5 protein-coding genes are annotated in these 21,279 nt (G+C 55.8%); 2 read left to right on the forward strand and 3 right to left on the reverse strand.

The window, feature by feature from the left end:
* Window positions 1-88 precede the first annotated feature (88 nt).
* On the forward strand, window positions 89-2,938 hold the full coding sequence (gene rcsC / locus PAGR_RS07305; protein ID WP_014605386.1) for a two-component system sensor histidine kinase RcsC: 2,850 nt from the start codon (window positions 89-91) through the stop codon (window positions 2,936-2,938).
* A 39-nt stretch (window positions 2,939-2,977) separates the two neighbouring features.
* Here rcsC and rcsB read toward each other — a convergent pair whose 3' ends face one another.
* Genes rcsB through PAGR_RS07320 form a run of 3 tightly spaced genes read right to left on the reverse strand, consistent with a single transcriptional unit; the run spans window position 2,978 to window position 7,464 of the window.
* On the reverse strand, window positions 2,978-3,628 hold the full coding sequence (gene rcsB, locus PAGR_RS07310; protein WP_014605387.1) for a response regulator transcription factor RcsB: 651 nt from the start codon (window positions 3,626-3,628) through the stop codon (window positions 2,978-2,980).
* Window position 3,629: 1 nt separating this feature from the next.
* Entirely contained in the window at window positions 3,630-6,290 is a 2,661-nt protein-coding gene (rcsD, locus tag PAGR_RS07315; RefSeq protein ID WP_014605388.1) for a phosphotransferase RcsD, read from the reverse strand.
* Window positions 6,291-6,309: 19 nt separating this feature from the next.
* Window positions 6,310-7,464, reverse strand: coding sequence for an MFS transporter (locus PAGR_RS07320; RefSeq protein WP_014594154.1), 1,155 nt, complete (start codon window positions 7,462-7,464; stop codon window positions 6,310-6,312).
* 694 nt (window positions 7,465-8,158) lie between these two features.
* Here PAGR_RS07320 and PAGR_RS07330 point away from each other — a divergent pair.
* Window positions 8,159-20,992 (forward strand): Ig-like domain-containing protein, encoded by a 12,834-nt coding sequence (locus tag PAGR_RS07330; protein WP_014605390.1) that lies wholly within the window; start codon window positions 8,159-8,161, stop codon window positions 20,990-20,992.
* Window positions 20,993-21,279: the final 287 nt, after the last annotated feature.

Genomic DNA, 21,279 nt, shown 5'->3' on the forward strand with positions numbered 1-21,279 from the left:
ACCGACTGGCTTTTTTGCTGCGATAAAGCTAGTGTATGAGCATTAAAAATCCCACGATGCGACTAACCTTGCCACCTGCGAGTTACCTTTGAAATATCTAGTCTCTTTCCGCACGACGCTTCGCATTTCGCGCTATCTGTTTCGCGCGTTGGCGCTGCTAATCTGGCTACTGGGCGCGGTGCTGACCACCTTCTACATCATTAGCGTACTTCACGATAAAGAGAACAAGGTACGGCAGGAATTTGCTGGCAACTACGGCACAATTGACTGGTACGTTCGCCTCTCAGCGGGCAAGATGCGCGAGCTTAAGTTCATCGCTGAAAACCACCTCACCAGCGCCAGCGCCGGGGGAGAAGCCTCGGATCGGTCAACGGCAGGAAAGACGATTCAACCGCAGTTTACCCCCCTTTTTTCCAGTGATGACTGCACCGCCATGAGCGCGACCTGGCGCAACTCACTGGACTCACTCAGCAACTATATCAATTACTGGAGGAGTCATTTCGCCTCATCTTATGAGCTCAACCGGGTGTTCCTCATTGGTGGCGATAACAAGTGTCTGGCGGATTTTGCTATTGGTAACAACGTTAACCGCGATAACAGCCTCAAGCTGTTGCAGGAAAACCTTCAGCGCTACCGCAACAGTTCGGAAGAGGAGCGTCGCAACCCGGTCTACTGGGTAAACAGCAGCGCCCAGCCAGGCGTAGGAAACTTCTCTGTTATCATGCCGATCTACGTGGCGGATAAACTTCAGGCCCTGCTGGGCGTCGAGCAAAATATCCAGCTTGATGCGTTTATTCAGCCCGGTAGCCTGCCCGTCACGGCAACGATTACGGATGAAAATTACGCTCCGCTCCTGACCTCGCGCCGGGGCGGTTTGGGCTTTTCATTAAATGAATTGCCTGATGATAAAACCTGGTTTGGCTATCTTGACGGTTACCGTCAGCTGGTGCTGAAAAAACCGTTGCCACCGTCGAATCTTAACGTGGTGTGGTCGGTCTCTACCGATGTGCTGGTCGATCAGCTCAAACTGATGATGATCAATGCCCTGTTGCTGAATATCCTGAGCGCCATCCTGCTGTTTACGCTTGCCTGGCTGTTTGAGAGACGCATGTTTTTGCCAGCGGAAGAAAACGCACACCGGCTGGAAGAGCACGAGCAGTTTAACCGTAAAATTGTCGCTTCAGCGCCGGTAGGGATCTGCATTTTACGCACCAGCGATGGTACCAATATTCTCAGTAACGAGTTGGCACACAACTATCTGACGCTGCTGACGCAGGAAGACCGTAAGCGATTAAATGAGATCATCGGCGGGCAGCAGGTTAACTTTGTTGATGTCCTGACGGGCAGTAATACTAACCTGCAAATCAGCTTTGTGCATTCCCGCTACCGCAATGAAAACGTGGCGATCTGTGTGCTGGTGGATGTTTCCGCCCGCGTGCGCATGGAGCAATCCTTACAGGAAATGGCCCACGCGGCAGAGCAGGCCAGCCAGTCGAAATCCATGTTCCTGGCAACGGTCAGTCACGAACTTCGTACGCCGTTGTATGGCATCATTGGTAACCTGGATCTGCTGCAGACGCGGCAGCTGCCGAGCGGTATAGACTCGCTGGTGACCGCGATGAATAACTCTTCCAGCCTGCTGTTGAAGATCATCAGCGATATTCTCGACTTCTCCAAAATTGAATCGGAACAGTTGAAAATAGAGCCGCGACCTTTCTCGCCGCGCGAAGTAATCACCCATATTGTCGGAAACTATCTCTCCCTGGTGGTGAAGAAGCGCCTGACGCTTTACTGCTATATCGAGCACGATGTTCCGCAGGCACTTGATGGTGATCCTCTGCGACTGCAGCAGGTGATTTCTAACCTGCTGAATAACGCCATTAAATTCACCCATACGGGCTGTATTATTCTGCATGCCTATGTCACACAAGGCTATCTGGCGTTCCGCACGCGTGATACCGGTGTGGGTATTCCGGCTAAAGAGTTGACCCGACTGTTTGATCCCTTTTTCCAGGTGGGCAACGGCGTACAGCGTAATTTCCAGGGGACCGGATTGGGGCTGGCGATCTGTGAAAAACTGATCAACATGATGGACGGTGACATTGAGGTTGAGTCTGAGCCGGGAATGGGAAGCCAGTTTATTGTCCGTATTCCGATCTACAACGGTAAACAGCCTTCCATTCCGCTGCTGGACGGCTTACAGGATAAGAAAATCTGGCTGGCGATGCGCAATGAATATCTGGCGCAGTACCTTGAACGGCTGCTAAAGCAGCATGGTATCCAGGTTGCTGAATATCAGGCCCAGCCGGGCAGTGATGATGTGGTGCTGACAGATTACGTGCCCGACATCCACGCGCCAGTGCGGGCGGTTATCACTTTTGACGGTTCGCACGTGGACATGCCTCGTGAGCCTCAGACGGGACGCTGGATCCACAGCACGGCAACCCTGCATGAGTTACCCACGCTGCTGGCGCGCATTTACCGGATTACGGTTGACGCGGAGGTGAATGATGGCCTGGCGCTAGACGGTCCGGTGGAAGAGAAAATTCATAATGACGACATTATGGTACTGATCGTTGACGATCATCCTATCAACCGTATGCTGCTGTCAGAACAGCTTGGCACCCTGGGTTATCAGGTCAAGACCGCCCAGGACGGCGTCGATGCGTTAAACGTTCTCAGTCGTAATAACATCGATATCGTGCTTACCGATGTCAACATGCCGAATATGGATGGCTATCGCCTGACGCAGCGGCTGCGCCAGCTGGGGCACGTGTTCCCGGTAGTCGGCGTCACCGCCAACGCGCTGGCAGAAGAAAAACAGCGCTGCATGGATGCAGGGATGGACAACTGTTTGTCTAAGCCGGTGACCTTAGACGTGTTGAAAACAACGCTGGGCATTTATGCAGAGCGGGTAAGGAAAACGCGGGTAGGGTAGCAGGGAAAAGAGGCGGTGCGAAACGCACCGCCTGAGGACTTAATCTTTATCGATTTGTGTCGCACTGACGGACGACAGGTAGTTGAGCAGGGCGATATCATTATCCACGCCCAGCTTCATCATGGCCGATTTTTTCTGGCTACTGATGGTCTTAATACTGCGGTTCAGCTTCTTGGCAATTTCGGTCACCAGGAAACCTTCAGCAAAGAGGCGTAATACTTCGCTCTCTTTAGGTGACAGACGTTTATCGCCATAGCCGCCCGCGCTGATTTTCTCCAGCAGTTTGGCGACGCTTTCCGGCGTATATTTCTTGCCTTTCTGCAGTGCCGCCAGCGCTTTTGGCAAATCGGTTGGCGCCCCCTGTTTCAGGACAATGCCTTCAATATCCAGATCCAGCACCGAGCTCAGAATGGCTGGGTTATTGTTCATTGTCAGAACAATGATGGACAGATCGGGATAGTGACGTTTGATATATTTAATCAGCGTAATACCGTCGCCGTATTTTTCCCCTGGCATAGAGAGGTCGGTGATCAGGACGTTCGCATCAAGTTTGGACAGGTTGTTGATTAGCGCCGTTGAATCTTCAAATTCACCTACAACGTTAACCCACTCAATTTGTTCCAGAGACTTTCGGATACCGAAAAGAACAATTGGGTGATCATCGGCAATAATTACATTCAAGTTATTCATCTTATTGGTTACCTTGCTGCAGCAGTTGATTGACATAAGCGTCAATATTACTGGTGGTATTTTTAATGTTTGAATCGTCACATACTTTGATGTGGTGTTCTAACGCTTCACAAAGCTGTTTGCCCGGTGTCAAATTGAGCATAGCAAACACGCCCTTAAGGCGATGAGCTGTCTGAGCAAGCGAGGCATAATCTGATATCGCTGACTCAGTATACAATCTCTTTACATCATCCGGTACTGTCTCAGTAAACAGCTGGAAATAGCCTCCACTTAACAGTGCCGTGCCGGCGTCATCTTCAGTGTCATCCTCCATCACATCGTGGGACAATTGCTTCTCAATCAGTGCCAGCAAGGCATCAAGTAATGCATTGCTGAGATTGAAATTGACGCGATACTGTTGGTCGTTTAAAGCATGATGGCCGGGTTCATCCTCCGCCAGCAATAAAGCCCAGCCGCTGAGTTTGCTGGGATCGTCAGTAATCTGTACATCGTGATCCTGGCCTGAGATACGTTCATCCGGCGTCAGGCAGCGTGCGCCCCAGTTCTCCAGATGGCGACAGACGATCTTGTGCACGTCTTCAACGGCAATCTCAACCAGGGCGGTAATCCCTTCGAGAATCTTCTCTTGATCGTCTTCGTGCTTCTCTTCAAGCGTGAGCGGAAGCTGAATGTTATATCGGGTGCCAATGTCTGCCTTGGCAACGATTTCCAGGCTGCCGCCCATTTGCTTGCACAGCTGTTTGCACAGGAAAAAGGCCATGCCCGAAGCCTGACCATAACGATCCTGGCTGGTATCGCCCAGGAACGGAAAATCGACATTGGCCAGTTCATCGATCGTGAGCCCAGCTCCCGTATCCACCAGCTCGATATAGAGGCGGTCAGGGTGCTGTTCGGCGGTTTTTACCTCAAGGGTAATCTTGCCCCAGCGCGTGGTGATCAGGGCATAGTGCATTAGCGTCGTCAGCACTTTGCGCAGGGCACGGCGATCGCCAAAGCGTACTTCATCGTTCGGCTGATGATTATTCACCACCAACGATAACCCTTTACGACGCAGCAGTGGCAGGCTTTCCAGCGCGATTTCGTCCAGAAGTTCCTGCAGATTAAACACACTGGCGTCAGGCGACCAGTCGTGCGCTTCAAGGCGATTCAGCAGCACAATATCGTCGACCAGACGTGCCAGTGACTGGCTCTCATCCAGAATATCCAGCACGCTTTCGTCATTCTCTCGCTGGCTCAGGTGCACCAGCTGCGAGACAATTTTTTCCAGCGGCTGATTTAACGCGTGACCAAGATGATGCAGCAGTTGCTGACGCATCTGGTGGTTGCGATCTAACACCTGTTGCGCTTTTTGCAGTTTCTTGTTCACCAGCAGCTCGCGATCCTGATCGCGCATCATGAACAGTTGGGTATGCGGAGACAGCACGCTTCGTGCGTGACGAATCTCATACACTTCATTGTTGATGGTGGCTTGCAGTACGCCCTGATGCTGGTCGGACATATTGATGATTTTCTGCAGATTCAGGTGAGGCAAAAGATGCTCAGCGATTTTATTGCTCAACAGCGTGCGGTTACTGGCAAAATCATAGACCAGCAGGCCAACGGGCAAACTGGCCACAATCTCCTGATTGAGCACCCGGAGCGAATCCAGCTCGGCGCTTTGATTCTCACTGGGTCGTAGAGACTGCTGACGTAGCAACAACATGCCGCTAAGCGAGAGTAAAAACAGCACCAGGTTAATCAGCAGCGGCCACATCAAATTATGTGCGCTGTCGAGCAACAGGCGTAAGAGCGGCACACGGTAAACCAGCTGTAGCGATGTACTGGGTAGTGCAGCGGCGATTTCAATATCGTGATTGACCAGGGCTACCTGTGTGGTTTCAACATCGTCCTGATTGCTGCTGGCGTTGTTATTCAGCGTGGCATCCTGACGCAGCTGGAAATTCTCCACCGGCATATTCAGGGGAATTAAGTCGTTGATAGGCAAATCAAATGCCACCACGGTCGCCAGATGACCGGGCTGATTAAACGTGGTGCGCAACGTAAAATAGTGGTCGTTCTGAAAGGCAAGATGGCGAAGGGGAGAAAAGCTTTCACGCTCATCCAGCGCATTGGCCTGCTGCAGCATTTCAGCACGTCGTGCCTCAACCAGAGAACTGATGGCATTCTCTTTGTAACGCGTCGTCATGTCTTTCAGCGGCAGGGTGGAGATCATGATCAGGCTGTTGTCCTGACCATTTAAAAAGTACATGGACCAGGTCGGCGTTTCTGCACCCCATAAGGTGTCCAGATAGCTGGACATTCGCATCGACATATCCAGCGTGCTGCTGTCATGGGACCCGAAAATCAGCGCTTCGGTTTTGCGGCGCGTTTTTTCCAGATAGTAGACATCCGGACGCAGGCGCGTCTCTTGCAGATTACTGGCAGGAGGCGTACCGGCGGCACTGGTCGACAGGTTTTCATAAATCTGCCAGGTAACGAAACGGTAGGCATCAATACGTTTCTGAATATCTCGCGCCATATCCGCCATGGCGTAACGTTTGTCGGTCAACCAGGCATTGACGGAGTTTTGCACCATAAAGCCTAGCGCCAGTAACAGCACCAGATTAAATACGATAAAAAAGCGAGTGACATTGCCGGATGTCAGCGGAAACTTATACAACATAGCGTCTCAGATACCTGAATTATCGCGCAACGTTGCGCGCACTGACAGCCACAGCCAACAATAACAGTGCTATGAGTAAAAACGCACCGCTAAGGCTAATCCATTGAGAAATGAACCCGATCAACGCCGGACCAGAAAGAATACCTGCATATCCCAACGTTGTCATGGCAGAAATCGCCAGGTTAGCCGGCATATCATGCTGGTTACCTGCCGCATTGAACAACATCGGCACGGTATTCGATAATCCAAAGCCGACCAGTAAGAACGCCAGCAATGAAGCTTCGGGCCATGGGAGGAGCACCGCTAATGCCATTCCTGATGCCGCCGCCAGCGCGCCCACCAACATGACAGGATAACGGCCGAAGCGATGAATAATTTTATCCCCGCTAAAACGCCCAACTGTCATGGCAACGGAAAACAGCGCGTAGCCGAGCCCGGCATGCGCGGTCGTCATCACAGGGTTTTGCAACAGCAGGAGTGCGCCCCAGTCGAGCACGGCGCCCTCTGCTAAAAACAGAATAAAACACAGCATGCCCAGAAAGGCGACGCGTCCACGTGGAATGACCAGCCACGGCTGATCGGGCTGGTGCAAACGCTGATTCATAAAGGTGGGGATTCGCCACAGCAACAGTACCATCATCACGGCCATCACGATCAGCACGGAAAGCAGTGGCGTCAATCCCAGGCTCAACAGCAGGCTGACCGCCCCGGCACCCAGAATACCGCCCAGGCTAAAAAAAGCATGAAAGCCTGACATCATCGGCTTGCCAGCCGCTTTTTCCACTTCAACGGCCTGATAATTCATGGCGACGTCCAGCATGCCCAGTCCGGCACCAAACAGCATCAACGCGGCGGCCATGAAAAGATGCGTTTGCACCGTGGCGAGCAGCGGCATCATACATAACACCAGTAGCGTTGAAAATATCATCACTGTACGGCAGCCAAAGCGCGCTACCAACGTGCCGGTTACCGGCATCGCGAGCAATGAACCGATACCCAGACACAGCAACAGGGCCCCCAGGGAAGCACCATCTAAATGCAAGCGATCGCGTGCATAGGGCACCAGTGGCGCCCAGGCTGACATTCCCAGGCCATTGATCAAAAAAATGATGCGTGTGCCCCCGCTCAGGCGGCGGTCAGAGGGAGTTGATTTTGCGGCATCCAATGCTGTCATGGCCCTAATTCATCAGTAGCAAAGCAGAAAAGTGTAGCATTAATTGGCTGCAAAACGCTGTGAGAACACAGGTTTAACAGGTTTTCCGGACCGCTTTTATCAGCCCTGTCAGCGGCCAGTGTACCGACTTTTACCGCGACAAATTTTTTTTCCAGAACTTTCCTGGCATAACCCGCGGGTAAACCCTGCACCGGCCCTCTTTTAGGAACGATCTGCATCACAGTTTAGTGATGTGAATTGCTTAGCTGAATTTCAGTATCGGGCAGGAACCCAGAAAACAAAAAAATAGAGACATTTCCGGCACTTTTGCAATTTACTGGAAATATTTAGCAATATTTTGACATGCAATAACATGCATTCCGCCTTTTTCCTCCCTGATAAATCACAAAAATTGCTAATGTTATTTTTATTAATTCATAAATAAAACTGCATCTTATGATTGATTTTTAAACGCAGACAGTTAACTATTGATTGCACGATGTTGCCATTTGTGAGCATCGATTAATACAAATGTTAAAAAAACAAAGTCACTACTTGCGGAGTTGCCTTCTACTTCGCCTGTTTGCTTAAGCCGCCTCCGCCAGGCTGAAACGTTTTCCGATACGCAGCATGAAAAAACGTCAATGAAAAATCATAACTTATTTTTATGGTTTTCATTTCAGCTAATTAGATATTCTGGTGGAGCAAGGTCAAGATGGCAGAACTCACTCAAAGTCGCGTCGATATCATTTCCCGTGCAAATGGTACGCTTACGTCTCAGGTCGACGGCGGCTTAACGCAAACGATCACTCTTAATGAACCGAGCGTAGTACGCATTAATGGTACGCGTGAGGCTGTCGTACAATACCAACGTCAGGGCGACGATCTCATCGTCCAGATGCGTGACGGAAGCTCCGTTCGCTATAAAAAATTCTTCCTCGACGATGCCGCAGGCGACCACAGTGAACTGGTCTTTGATGATGGCGTGAACCCACCAGAGCATGCACTCTTTCCCACGACGGCAGGCGCAACAGATTTAGCGACAACATCCGTGACGCCCGGATTTGAGTCACTGGATAACGTGGAGCCGCTCCTGCTGGCTGATAACAGCAATATTTCTACCGGCCTGATGACGGCGAGTGGTATTGGCCTGTTGGGACTGGGGGGCTTAGCACTGGGCACCAGTCGCGGCGGAGGCGGAGGCGGTGACACACCGGCAGCACCGGGAACGCCAGCAACACCGACCCTGACCGTTAATCCCTTTGCCGGTGACAACGTCCTGGACAACAGCGAGAAGGCCAGCGATCAGCTGGTCTCCGGCACCACCAGCAACGTAGAGGCGGGCCAGACCGTCACCGTGACGCTGGGCGGCCAGACCTATACCACCACAGTTGGGCCGGACGGCAGCTGGAGCCTGAGCGTGCCTTCGGCGGCGCTGACCGCGCTGGCTGCGGGCACCACCACGCTCAACGTGACCGTGAGCAACGCGGCGGGAACGGCGGCCAGTGCTGAGCAGGTGATTACGGTTGACGCGCCCGTTACCACGCCGGGCGCACCGACCCTGACCCTTGATCCCTTTGCCGGTGACAACGTCCTGGACAACAGCGAGAAGGCCAGCGATCAGCTGGTCTCCGGCACCACCAGCAACGTGGAGGCGGGCCAGACCGTCACCGTGACGCTGGGCGGCCAGACCTATACCACCACAGTTGGGCCGGACGGCAGCTGGAGCCTGAGCGTGCCTTCGGCGGCGCTGACCGCGCTGGCCGCGGGCACCACCACGCTCAACGTGACCGTGAGCAACGCGGCGGGAGCGGCGGCCAGTGCTGAGCAGGTGATTACGGTTGACGCACCGGTTACCCCTCCAGGCCCACCGACGATAACGGTGAATGACTTTGCCGGTGACAACGTCCTGGACAACAGCGAGAAGGCCAGCGATCAGCTGGTGTCCGGCACCACCAGCAACGTGGAGGCGGGCCAGACCGTCACTGTGACGCTGGGCGGCCAGACCTACACCACCACAGTTGGGCCGGACGGCAGCTGGAGCCTGAGCGTGCCGTCGGTAGCGCTTGCTGGGTTAGCGGCGGGTGCGGCCACCATCGACGCAAGTGTGACGAACACCGCAGGTAATAATGCGACAGACAGTCAGCCGTTTACCGTCGAAGCGCCTGCAGGTGCAGCAGGTACACTGGTTATCACGCAGCCGCTGGGCGGCGACGGTTTTATTAACGCTCAGGAAGCAGCTCAAGGATTGACCGTAAAAGGATCGGTCGCAGGGGTGGCCCAGGGGCAGCAGGTCGTTGTGAACTTTAATGGTGTCGATTACACCGGCACCGTTGATGCCAATGGACTTTGGTCCGTCATCATTCCGTCCGGTGCCTTTAGTGGCGTCAGTGATGGGGTGAAACAAATCACCATTAGCACCGTGGATGCCAATGGTAATCTGCTGTCCAACACCGCCGATATGACCCTGCAGGCCACTACGCTGCCTGCCATCTCGCTTGATAGCGGCTCGCTGAGTGACGGTATTCTCAATAATACCGAAAGCAGCAGCGATCAGGTATTAAGCGGCAATACCGGTGTCACCGGGGCTGGCCAGCAGGTACAGGTTCAGCTCGGCGGTAAAATCTATGACCTGCCAGTAAATAATGACGGAAGCTGGAGTGTGACCGTACCTGCGGCCGATCTGGCTGCACTGCCACAGGGCAATAATCCGCTTGTGGTAAGCGCGATCGATCAGGCCGGGAATGTGGTGACACAGACCAGCACGGTCAATGTCGATACGCAACCGCCTTCATTAGGTGTGGATCCCGTGGGCGGTGACAATACGCTCAGCGTAAGCGATCTGACACAGCCGCTGATATTGAGCGGTACCGGGCAGAATGGCGATCAGGTCACGATGTCACTTAACGGCAGATTCTACCGCACGCTGGTCAGCACCAATGGACGCTGGTCATTGCGTATCGATCAGTCCGATTTGGCCGCGTTACCCTCGGGTAGAAATCCTTTTACAGTCACCATTACCAACGCCAATGGCAGTCAGACGACGTTCACCAGCGAACTGAACGTCGCAACGGCACCAGAAGTGCAGCCAACATTGAGTGTGAACAGCGGCACCTTTGCGGGTGATGGCGTGCTGGATGGTTCAGAACAAAAACTGCCACAAACGCTCACCGGTACCTCAACAAACGTAGAGGCCGGACAGCAAGTTAGCGTCACCATTAACGGTATAACCTATACCGGTACGGTAGAAGCAAGCGGTAACTGGAGCATCGTTATACCACCCGTAGCACTGGCAACGCTGGCTGAGGGCAGTCAGGCTCTGACCGTCACCGTGGTGAATGCCGCAGGTAATACCACCAGCACCGAACTGACCTTCCAGGTTGACGCAACAGGAAGCAGCGTTGCCCTGGCTCCGGCAGGAAACAACAATTATCTTAATGCCGATGACGTGGCGAGTGAGGTCGTGCTTAGCGGTAGCACCAGCAATATCCCGGCTGGCAGCATTGTTAACGTCACCGTTAACGGTAACAACTACACCGGTACGGTAGGCGCGGATGGCACCTGGACGGTGACGCTGCCGGCGGGCAGCCTCGTTGGCTTACCCAACGGCGCGCTTCCTGTTACCACCACCATTACCGATGCGGACGGCAATACGCTGGCAACCAGCACCTCGAATATCAACGTTGTGGCGACCGATGTACCGGTTGCGACACCGGGCGATGCGTTTGTCGATGGTGTACTGAACGGCAGTGAAGCGGCAGCGGGCGGTGCTATCACCGGCAACAGTGGCGTAACCGGGGAAGGCCAGCGCGTGGTGGTTACGCTCAATGGCGTCAACTACACCGGTATTGTCGATAACACCGGTAACTGGCAGGTGAACATTCCTTCAGCGGTGCTCTCAACACTGCCACAGGGATCGGTGCCTTATACGGTTACTCTTACCGACATTGCCGGCAACACCAGTAATGCCGCCGGCAGCGTGACGGTCGATACTTTACCGCCAGCCCTGACGGTAGCAACACCGTCTGGCGATGGTGTTCTTAATGCAGTTGAACTTCAGCAGCCCTTGGTCCTGAGCGGTAACAGCGAAGGTAATGCCGTTATCGTAGTCAACATTAACGGAACCACCGTCAGCACCACCGCCAATCCAGACGGTAGCTGGACGCTGGAAGTACCGGCTGCGGCACTAAACGGTCTGACCAACGGCAGCTATCCCCTGACCATCACTGCTACCGACACCGCGGGCAATATCACAACGGACACCAGCAGCCTGACGGTGAAAGCCGATGCGGCTTCATTACCCACGCTGACCCTGAACCCGTTTGCCGGTGACAATCTGGTTGACGGCGCTGAACGTCAGGTCAATCAGGAACTGTCGGGCACCACCACCAACGTGGAGGCGGGGCAGGTTGTGACGCTGACCGTGGGCAGTGACGTGTTTAGCGGTACCGTTCTGGCGGACGGATCGTGGCGCCTCACTGTTCCTGCTTCCGTTCTGTCGGCGCTGGCCGATGGTAGCGCCACCTATACGGTTGCCGTCAGCGATGCCGCAGGCAATACCACCTCGACGGATCTTGCGTTGACGGTCAACAGTAATGCTTCCGGTGTGGCGCTTGATACGATAAGCGGAGATAACTTCCTGAATGCCAACGAGGCGGGGGAACCGTTGATCATTACGGGAACCACCGTCAATGTGGCACCGGACAGCACTGTCACGCTGCAGTTTAATAATGTCACTTACACCGCCGTGGTCTCTGCTGGCGGTACATGGAGCGTGATCGTCCCACCATCCGCTCTGGCAGCCCTGACGGATGGCCCTGCGGCCTTAACCGTAACGACGACGGATACAACGGGCGCGGCGCTGAGCAGTTCAGCCACGCTCAATGTCGCGATTAACAATGTTCCCAATCCTGTGGTGATCACGGCCTTCGGCGACGGGATCCTGAATGCCACGGATATTTCCAGCGTACAGCAGCTTAGCGGAACGACCGGCGTAAGCGGTGTGGGCCAGACCGTGAGCGTTTCCCTGGGCGGCAATGTTTATACCGGTACGGTAGACGGAAATGGTAACTGGCGTGTGAGTCTTCCTGCCAATGCCTTAGCCGCACTGAACGAAGGCAGCACGGACTATACCGTCACGGTCACGGACGCGGCAGGGAACAGCCGCGAGGTAAGCGGTAACGTTAATGTTGACCTCACGCCACCGACCCTGACGCTTGATCCCGTCGCCGGGGACAATATCGTAGACGCCGCAGAAAGCACGGCGCCGATCGTCCTGAGCGGCAGCAGCGATGCGGGCGAGGGGCAGGTTGTGACCATCACCCTGAATAACCAGGTATGGAACACCACGGTAGATGCTGACGGCAACTGGAGCTTTGCGCTGCCAGCGGGCGCCCTGGCAGACGTCGCAGCGGGCAGTTATACCCTGACGGTGAGCGTCAGCGATCCTGCGGGTAACCTTTCAACTGAAACCCGTGATATTACCGTGGCGACCGGTACATTAGCGATAAGCATTGATACGCCTTTTGCCGACAGCTACCTGGGTCAGATTGAGGCAGCCAGTGAACAAACGCTGACGGGCACGACAGGGCTGACCGGCGCAGGCCAGATTGTGACCGTCACGCTAGGCGGTAATGACTATGCAGCCACGGTGGATGCTCAGGGCAACTGGACGGTCACGCTGAGTAGTACCGTCCTGCAGGCCTTGCCCGAAGGCACAAATACGCTTGTCGTCACCGTTAGCGATGCGACAGGCAGCAGCGGCAGCCTGAGCAGCGCAATCACCGTTGACTTTACCCCACCGGAACTCAGCCTGAATCCTGTAACCGGTGATAATCAGATTAACTCACTGGAAATTCTGCAAAATATTTCCGTTTCGGGTACAGCATCGCTGGCCGATGCAGGGCAAACGGTGACGGTGACGCTTCAGGGCGAAACCTATCAAACCCTTGTCTTGATTGACGGTACCTGGGTTCTTGAGATACCCGCCAGCGTCATGCAGGGCTTGCCGGATGGCCCTTACTCACTGGACGTCACGCTGACCGATGCCGCAGGCAACCAGACCACGCTCACCCAGACCCTGACGCGCGTCGCAGACAGCGCGTCGCTTCCGGTACTGACCCTCGATGCCATCAGCGGGGATAATTACCTTAACCAGGGCGAAGCGGCTGCGGACTTAACCATCAGCGGCGGCAGTACGAATTTGACCGCTGGTCAGGTGATCACCGTTTCGCTCAACGGGCAAAGCTACACTGGAGAAGTGCAGGCAGATGGCCGCTGGACGGTGACCATTCCACAGGCTGACGTCAGTGCCTTACCGGACGGTCCTCAGAGCGTGGTGGTGAGTGCCACCGACAGCGCAGGCAACCCGACCAGCAGCGATGCGACCCTTAATGTTATTGCCAGTGGCGCGGCGCTGCCGACCCTGAGTGTGGATGTGGTCGCCAGTGATGACATTATCAACGCCATTGAAGCCGGAGCGGATCTGGATGTCAGCGGCAGCAGTACGCAACTGGCTGAGGGAACGGTAGTGACCGTCACGCTGAACAACGTCGGCTACACCGGCACCGTTGACGCGGCGGGTAACTGGACGGTCTCCGTGCCGTCTTCGGCTCTGAGTGGTCTGCCTTCCGGCTCGCAACAGACCTTTGTCGTCACGGCAAATGACGTGGCAGGTAATACCGCCCTGACTAACCACAATGTCGCGATTGACACGACATTACCGGTATTGAGTGATATCAGCCTGAGTGCAGGCACATCGCTTAATCTGGCCGAGTCGCTGCAGGATCTGACCGTGAATGGCAACAGCGATCCGGGCGCGCAGATCACCGTCGTCCTGAACCAAATCACCTACACCACCAGTGCAGATGAGAATGGTGTCTGGTCACTGGCAATCCCCGCCGCGGATTTGCAGCAGCTCAATGACGGGCTCCAGACGCTGACGATTACCGCAACGGACGCCAGCGGCAATGTCACTACCAACACCAGCACCACGCTGGATGTGGCCTTCCGCACACTGCCGGAGCTGACGCTGGATACGCCATTTGGTGATGGCATTGTCAGTCAGGCCGATGCTGCCGGTGAACTCACCCTGAGCGGCAGTGCGACTAATCTGCCAGAGGGTAGCCCGATCACGGTGACGATCGGCGATCAGCCGTTTAATACGACCGTTGGTGCCAACGGTGCATGGACCTTAACGCTGGCACCGGGCGCGCTCGATGCCTTACCCGATGGCCTGACCCAGGTGGTGGTGACGGCCAACGATGCGGCAGGCAACCCGGCTGAAGTCAGCGCAGGCGTTGAGATTCTGGTGACCGTACCGGCCGATCCGACCATAGCTGCCACGTTGTTTGGCGATAATGTGATTAATACCACTGAAGCCGCCTCCATGCAGCTGATCACCGGCACCACGCCGTTTGGCGATGGACAAACCGTCAGCGTCAGCGTAGACGGCACGCCGCTAACCGTCTCTGTCGATGCGAACGGTAACTGGAGCGCCAGCCTGCCGCCCGATGTGATTGCCGGTCTGGCAGACGGAACGCACACGATCAGCGTGATCACCACTGACCGGGCCGGTAATACTTCTGTTGCCGTTACGCAAGACTTTACGACGGCCACGGCACCTATCCCCGAACCGACGCTGAACACGCCATTTGGTGATGGCCGTATCAACGCGATAGAGGCGCAGGCAGATGGCACCCTGAGCGGCAATCTGAATATTGATAATGCCGCCTCCGTTACGGTAACCGTCAACGGTACGGCCTATGCCGCCACGCTCAACGGTGATGGCACCTGGTCCCTGGCTCTGCCATCGGCATTACTGCAGACGCTGCCAGACGGTAACTGGCCCGTTGCGGTAACCATGACGGACACCAACGGCAATACGGCCACGATAAACAGCAACATTGTGGTAGCAATACAAACTCTGCCGGATGTCAGCCTGACTCTTCCGTTCGGTGACGGAGCACTGAATGCGGCTGAAGCGGCACAAGACCAGACGCTGACCGGCTCGACAGGTATCAGCGGCGAGGGCCAGACAGTAACGGTGACCATCAGCGGCTTTAATAACGATTTGCCACTGAATGCAACCGTTCTGCCGGACGGAAGCTGGTCACTGGTTCTGACGCCGGCGCAGATGGCGCAGATCCCCAACGGCAGTCATGTTATCACCGTCAACGCCACGGATATTGCCGGCAACACTGACAGCACCACGCTCAATGTGGTCACCGCCGTCACCGTTCCCGTGCCCACTTTTACTGACCTGCAGTTTGGTGGTGATAACGTGCTGAACATCAGCGAGGCCGCTGCTGGCGTAACGCTGACCGGGACGACCGGTAGCCTCGGAGCAAACCAGGCGGCAAGCATCAGCGTGGATCTGGATGGAATACGCTATCCGGGTACCGTTGATGCGAATGGTAACTGGAGCGTCACGATCCCACCTAATGCGTTGAATACCATCGGAAGTGGCCCGCACAGCGTGACGGTGAATGTGGTGGATGCAACGGGTAATCCGGCTACGGCACAGTTTGACTTTATTGCCGATCTGACACCGCCAGCCCCGAGCGTGGATCCGCTGCCACGCAACGGCTATGTCAACGCCACTGACGTCGAGAACGGTATCACGCTGACGGGCAATACCGGTGAAACCGGCGCCGGGCAACAGGTTGTGGTGACTATCGGCACCACCGATTTCACTGCCCAGATAGCGGCAGATGGAAGCTGGACATTGCCGTTGAGTAACGCGCAACTGAGCGCCTTAACCGATGGCACCTATTCGTTAGCCATCACCGTCACCGATCCTGCCGGTAACAGTACGACGCTCAACGAATCCCTGGTAATCGACACAACCGCGCCAACGATCACCGGCGTGACGTTTGCAGGTGATGATGGTCTGAATTATGCCGAGAGTATTCAGCCTCAGGTGTTAAGCGGCATCGCTAACGGTGCGGAGACCGGGTCACAGTTAACCGTCTCCTATAACGGCACGCTGTTAGGTACGGCGGTTGTCGGTGCCAACGGCGCCTGGAGTCTGACCCTGACGCCAGAACAAATGAGCACCTTCGTCGCACCGGATACCACGTTAACGCTTGCCGTCAGCGACCTGGCGGGCAATCCGGTCACGCAGGATCTGACGGTGCCGGTTGATCTTACACCCCCACCAGGACCGCTGGTCACGCTGGGCACCGTATCGGGTGATAACATCATCAGCACGGTCGATCAGCAGGCAGGTGGCGTCGTGGTGAGTGGAACGTCACAAAATCTCGGTGCCACCGGTGTCGTTACCGTCGTGATCAACGGCGTGGACTACAGCACGACAATTGATGCTAACGGCAACTGGACGACGGCAACCTTACCGGTCAGTGATTTTGGCAGCACTGATGGCCCGGTCACGATTACCGTCAATGCCACCGACGGAACGGATACCGTGACCACCAGCGGCACCGTTCAGATCGATCTGACGGCACCGGTACTGACGATTAACAGCTTCACGGGTGACGATGTGGTTAACGCCAGTGAAAGTTCAACGCGTCAGACCATTAGCGGTACGGCGGACACCAGCGAAACGGGACGTACGGTAACGGTTACCCTGAATGGCAAAACCTACACGGGGATCGTGCAGGGCGACGGCACCTGGTCTACCAGCGTGCCAGCCAGTGATATGCAGGCGTTGGCCAACGGTGAAACGACCATTAATGCGCAGTTGACCGATGCCGCCGGCAACGTGGGCAGTGCCAGCCGCACCATTAACGTCGATACCGCAGCACCACTGATTGAGATTGACGCCTTCCTCGGCGATAACCTGATTAACGCCGCCGATGTTGCTGTCGGGCAGGTATTAACGGGCCGGACAACCGGTGCGGAAGAGGGACAAACCATTTCCCTGTACGTGGGCGATGGCGCCCCTGTCGCCACCGGGATCATTGGCGCTAACGGCGTCTGGAGCATTGACCTCACGCCGCAGGTGCTGTCCAGCCTCAACGACGGTGCGCTGGTCTTTGGCGTGCGCGTCAACGATCAGGCTGGCAACCAGACGGATGCCACGATTACCGTGAACAAAGTGGTCAATGCCGCCTTGACGTTGGTAGTGGATTCTGTCTTTGGTGACGGCACGCTGAGCGCGATCGACACCACGATTGCCCAGACCATTAACGGTACGGCGACCTCTGCAGGCGTAGGCGCAACCGTCGCGGTCACGATCGGCGGCACGACCCTGACCAGCGCCGTGGGCCAGGACGGGAAGTGGGCGATTGTTGTTCCCCCCAGTGTTCTCGGTCTGCTGAGCGACGGTGAACTGGCCCTGAACGTGACGTTAACCGATGCAGCAGGCAACAGCCGCAGCGTGGGTGAAACGGTCAATGCCATCGTGAATGCCGTACCTGTCGTGGATAACCTGACCGGTCTGTTTGGCGGCGATAATCTGCTGAATATTGCCGAGGCCGCGGTTGATCAACAGATTGGCGGGATTATCGAGAACGCGGCAGTGGGCTCACGCGTGACCGTTATCCTGGGGACGAAGACGTATAACACCACGGTGCAGGCCGGGGGCAACTGGAGCGTGACGCTGCCGTCCGGCGATCTCTCTTCCTTACTTAATGGCAATCTGACGTTGGGCGTGACTGTCACCGATGCCGTCGGTAACGTAGCCAGCAATAGCGCAACCATTGGTATCTTCACACAAACGCCGACCATCAGCCTGACGTCACTGTTTGGTGATGGCGTGCTTAACCTGATTGATATTGCCACCAGCCAGACCATCAGCGGCGTGGTGAATAACGTTGCTGCCGGTTCGGTGGTCACGCTGAACGTGGGGAACAGCCAGGTCACGGCAACGGTCGGCAGCAACGGCACGTTCACCGCCACGGTTGCGCCGGATATTTTGAGTACTCTGACGCAGGGAAATCTCACGATTGGCGCCACGGTCACCGATCAGGCCGGTAACACCGCCTCTACCAGCGCCGGTATTCGCGTCGATACCATCGCGCCTACCCTCACGATCAGTCCGCTGTTTGGCGATGGCCTGTTAAATGCCGCGGATGCGTTACTGGGCCAGACGATTGGCGGCGTGGTTAACGGTGCAGAGGCCGGTTCCCGTGTCGTAGTGACGATTGGCGGCCAGCAAATCGTGACGGCAACGGACGCCAGCGGGAACTTTGCTGTGTCACTGACGCCAAGGCTGCTCCAGGGTCTGACGGACGGTACGCTGACGGTCGGCGTCAGCGTCACGGATGCGGCAGGGAATACGACCAGTAGCACGGCGTCGGCCACGGTAGGGATTAATACCTTACCTAAAGTCACGCTCAACCCACTGTTTGGTGACGGCATTTTGAATATTGCCGAGTCGCTGGTCACCCAGACCATCAGCGGTACCACCACCGGCGTAGCCGCAGGCAGTACCGTCAGGCTGGCGATTGGTAATACCACGGCAACGGCGATCGTTAACAACGACGGCACCTTCTCGGCCACGGTATCCCCCGCCATTCTGGCTACGCTGCTCGGCGGTAACTTTACCGTGAGTGCTTCGGTTACCGACGCCGTAGGTAACACCACCTCCACCAGCGGCGGTGTGCAGCTGGGGCTGACTCAACCCACCCTGACGGTCAATACCGTGTTTGGTGACGGTATCCTCAGCGCTGCGGACCTGGCCTCTAACCAGACCATCAGCGGGACATCGAATCTGGCTGCCGGGGCGACGGTAAGTGCTACGCTCAACGGCATTACCTATTCAACGAAAGTGATCAGCGGTGGCAACTGGACAATCAGCGTGCCAAAAGGTGATTTAACCGGTATCAGCGATGGCCTTAAAGCGGTTGCGGTGACTGCCACAGATGTGAATGGCAACACCGTGACAGGCAGCGGCAGCCTGACCGTCATCAGTAATACCCCACCCGCCGTAACCATTACTTCGCTGTTTGGTGATAACGCATTAAGCGTTGCCGATGTGAAAACCACCCAGACGATTAGCGGTACGGCGACCAATGCGGAAGGGTCGCTGGTGCAGGTGACGATTGGCGGCCAGACCTTTACTACCACGGTCAGCAGCAACGGCAACTGGAGCCTTCCGGTTTCGGCCTCTAATCTCGCGGCGATCGCGGATGGACTCTATACCGTCACGGCAAGCGTGACGAATGGCGTGGGCAACAGCGGTAATGCCTCGGCTTCGCTGGGCGTTGCCAGCCGGACCACGCCAACGGCGGGCATCAACAGCTACTTTGGTGGGGATGGTTATCTGAATATTGCCGAGGCGAATGTTGCAGAAACCATTAGCGGTACGAGCAGTAACGCGATTGGGGGACGGGTTTCCGTCAACGTGGCGGGCAACATTTTCACCACGACGATTGGCAGTAACGGTGCCTGGAGTATCAGTGTGCCGTCAGCCACCCTGAAAGGCATTGCGGATGGCAGCCATTCTGTAGCCGTTACCATCACCGACGTGGGCGGTAACAGCACCACAGCCACCAGCAGCTTCACGGCGCTGTCGCACAATCAGCCGCTTCTGGGCGTCGATCCTGTGCTGAGTGTGGTGTCATCGCTGATCAACGGGCTGACGGTGCAGGGGGGCTCTCTGAATGCGGCTCAGGGGTCAAAAGTCAGCGTTACGCTGCTGCTGGCTAACGGCAGCAATGGGCCGACGATTAACACCACCACGGATGCGCTCGGACGCTACGCGGCTAACTTCAGCCCCGCGCTGTTATCGGTTGGGGGACTGCTGCTGTCGCTCAATACGCTGGCGAAGGTCACGATTACGGATGTGGCGGGCAACAGCTACACCACGACCAATACGCTATTGTTAGGCGCTGTGTTGCCGGTTACCACGGCGTCAACGACCGAGTCCGTTGCGCTGTTCTCACTGGTGGACGACAGTGCAACCGCGGCGGGCCATGATACGCAGCACAACACGCAGTCCACTGAAGAGGCAACGCCGACGGTGCACGTGGCTTCAACGCTGACCACCGAAGCCGATGTGGCCGCGCCGGTCAATGCGTCGGAGGACAATACCGGAGTCGCGGCGGCGGCAGTCGCTGACACGGCAGCCGTAACAGACACGCCTGTTGACGAAAGTTACAGCATTGGCGGGGTGGTCATTACGCTGGCAGATGGCAGCATCGTGGAAGGCGCATCGGTAAATGGGAGTAGTGGTGCCGATACGGTTGTGGTCAGCGATCTGAACTTCAGCCATATCGATGGCGGTGCAGGAACCGATACGCTGGTGCTGAACGGCGATCATCTGACGTTGGATCTGACCGATCTTGGTCTGAAAGTGGAAAACATTGAAGTGCTCGATCTCGGTCAGAGCGGCACGAACGCTGTGAAGCTGGATCTCAACGAGGCGCTGAATATCACTGACCAACAAAGCGATGACCTGGTGATTAAAGGGGCTGACGGTAGCCTTGTCACGCTGGTCAATGGCCAGGGGGGCACGTGGGAAATCAGTGGCGAACGCATGGTGAATGGTCAGTCCTACGAGGTCTACCATAACTCGGCACTCACCAATGACAACACGTTGGGCGATGTTCTGATTCAACACAATCTGCAGGTACACATCGTTTAACATACGATATTCACGTTAAGCACTTACCCACAGCAGCGGTTGCGCAAGCTTCCGCTGCTTTTTTTCTGCAACGTGGCTTTCAACATTCCGCCACTCTTCCTGGCAACATGTCAGCATGGGGTAAGCACGCCGTGAGGGCATCCGGCCACTAACGGATAGATGAAACAGGCCGTTTTATCTTGACTTCGGGTAACGCTGTACCGACCCAGAGTAACGGGCAGATTAACGCCGGTTCGACAGGAAGCGTAATCGTCGCCTTTTGATGCCGCCTTGCCTGACAACCGCTT

The organism is Pantoea ananatis PA13 (assembly GCF_000233595.1).
Lineage (GTDB): Bacteria > Pseudomonadota > Gammaproteobacteria > Enterobacterales > Enterobacteriaceae > Pantoea > Pantoea ananatis.

Coding starts and splice junctions, on each gene's coding strand:
- rcsB (WP_014605387.1), bottom strand. CDS start 3,628: ATGAATAACTTGAATGTAATTATTGCCGATGATCACCCAATTGTTCTT.
- PAGR_RS07330 (WP_014605390.1), top strand. CDS start 8,159: ATGGCAGAACTCACTCAAAGTCGCGTCGATATCATTTCCCGTGCAAAT.
- rcsD (WP_014605388.1), bottom strand. CDS start 6,290: ATGTTGTATAAGTTTCCGCTGACATCCGGCAATGTCACTCGCTTTTTT.
- PAGR_RS07320 (WP_014594154.1), bottom strand. CDS start 7,464: ATGACAGCATTGGATGCCGCAAAATCAACTCCCTCTGACCGCCGCCTG.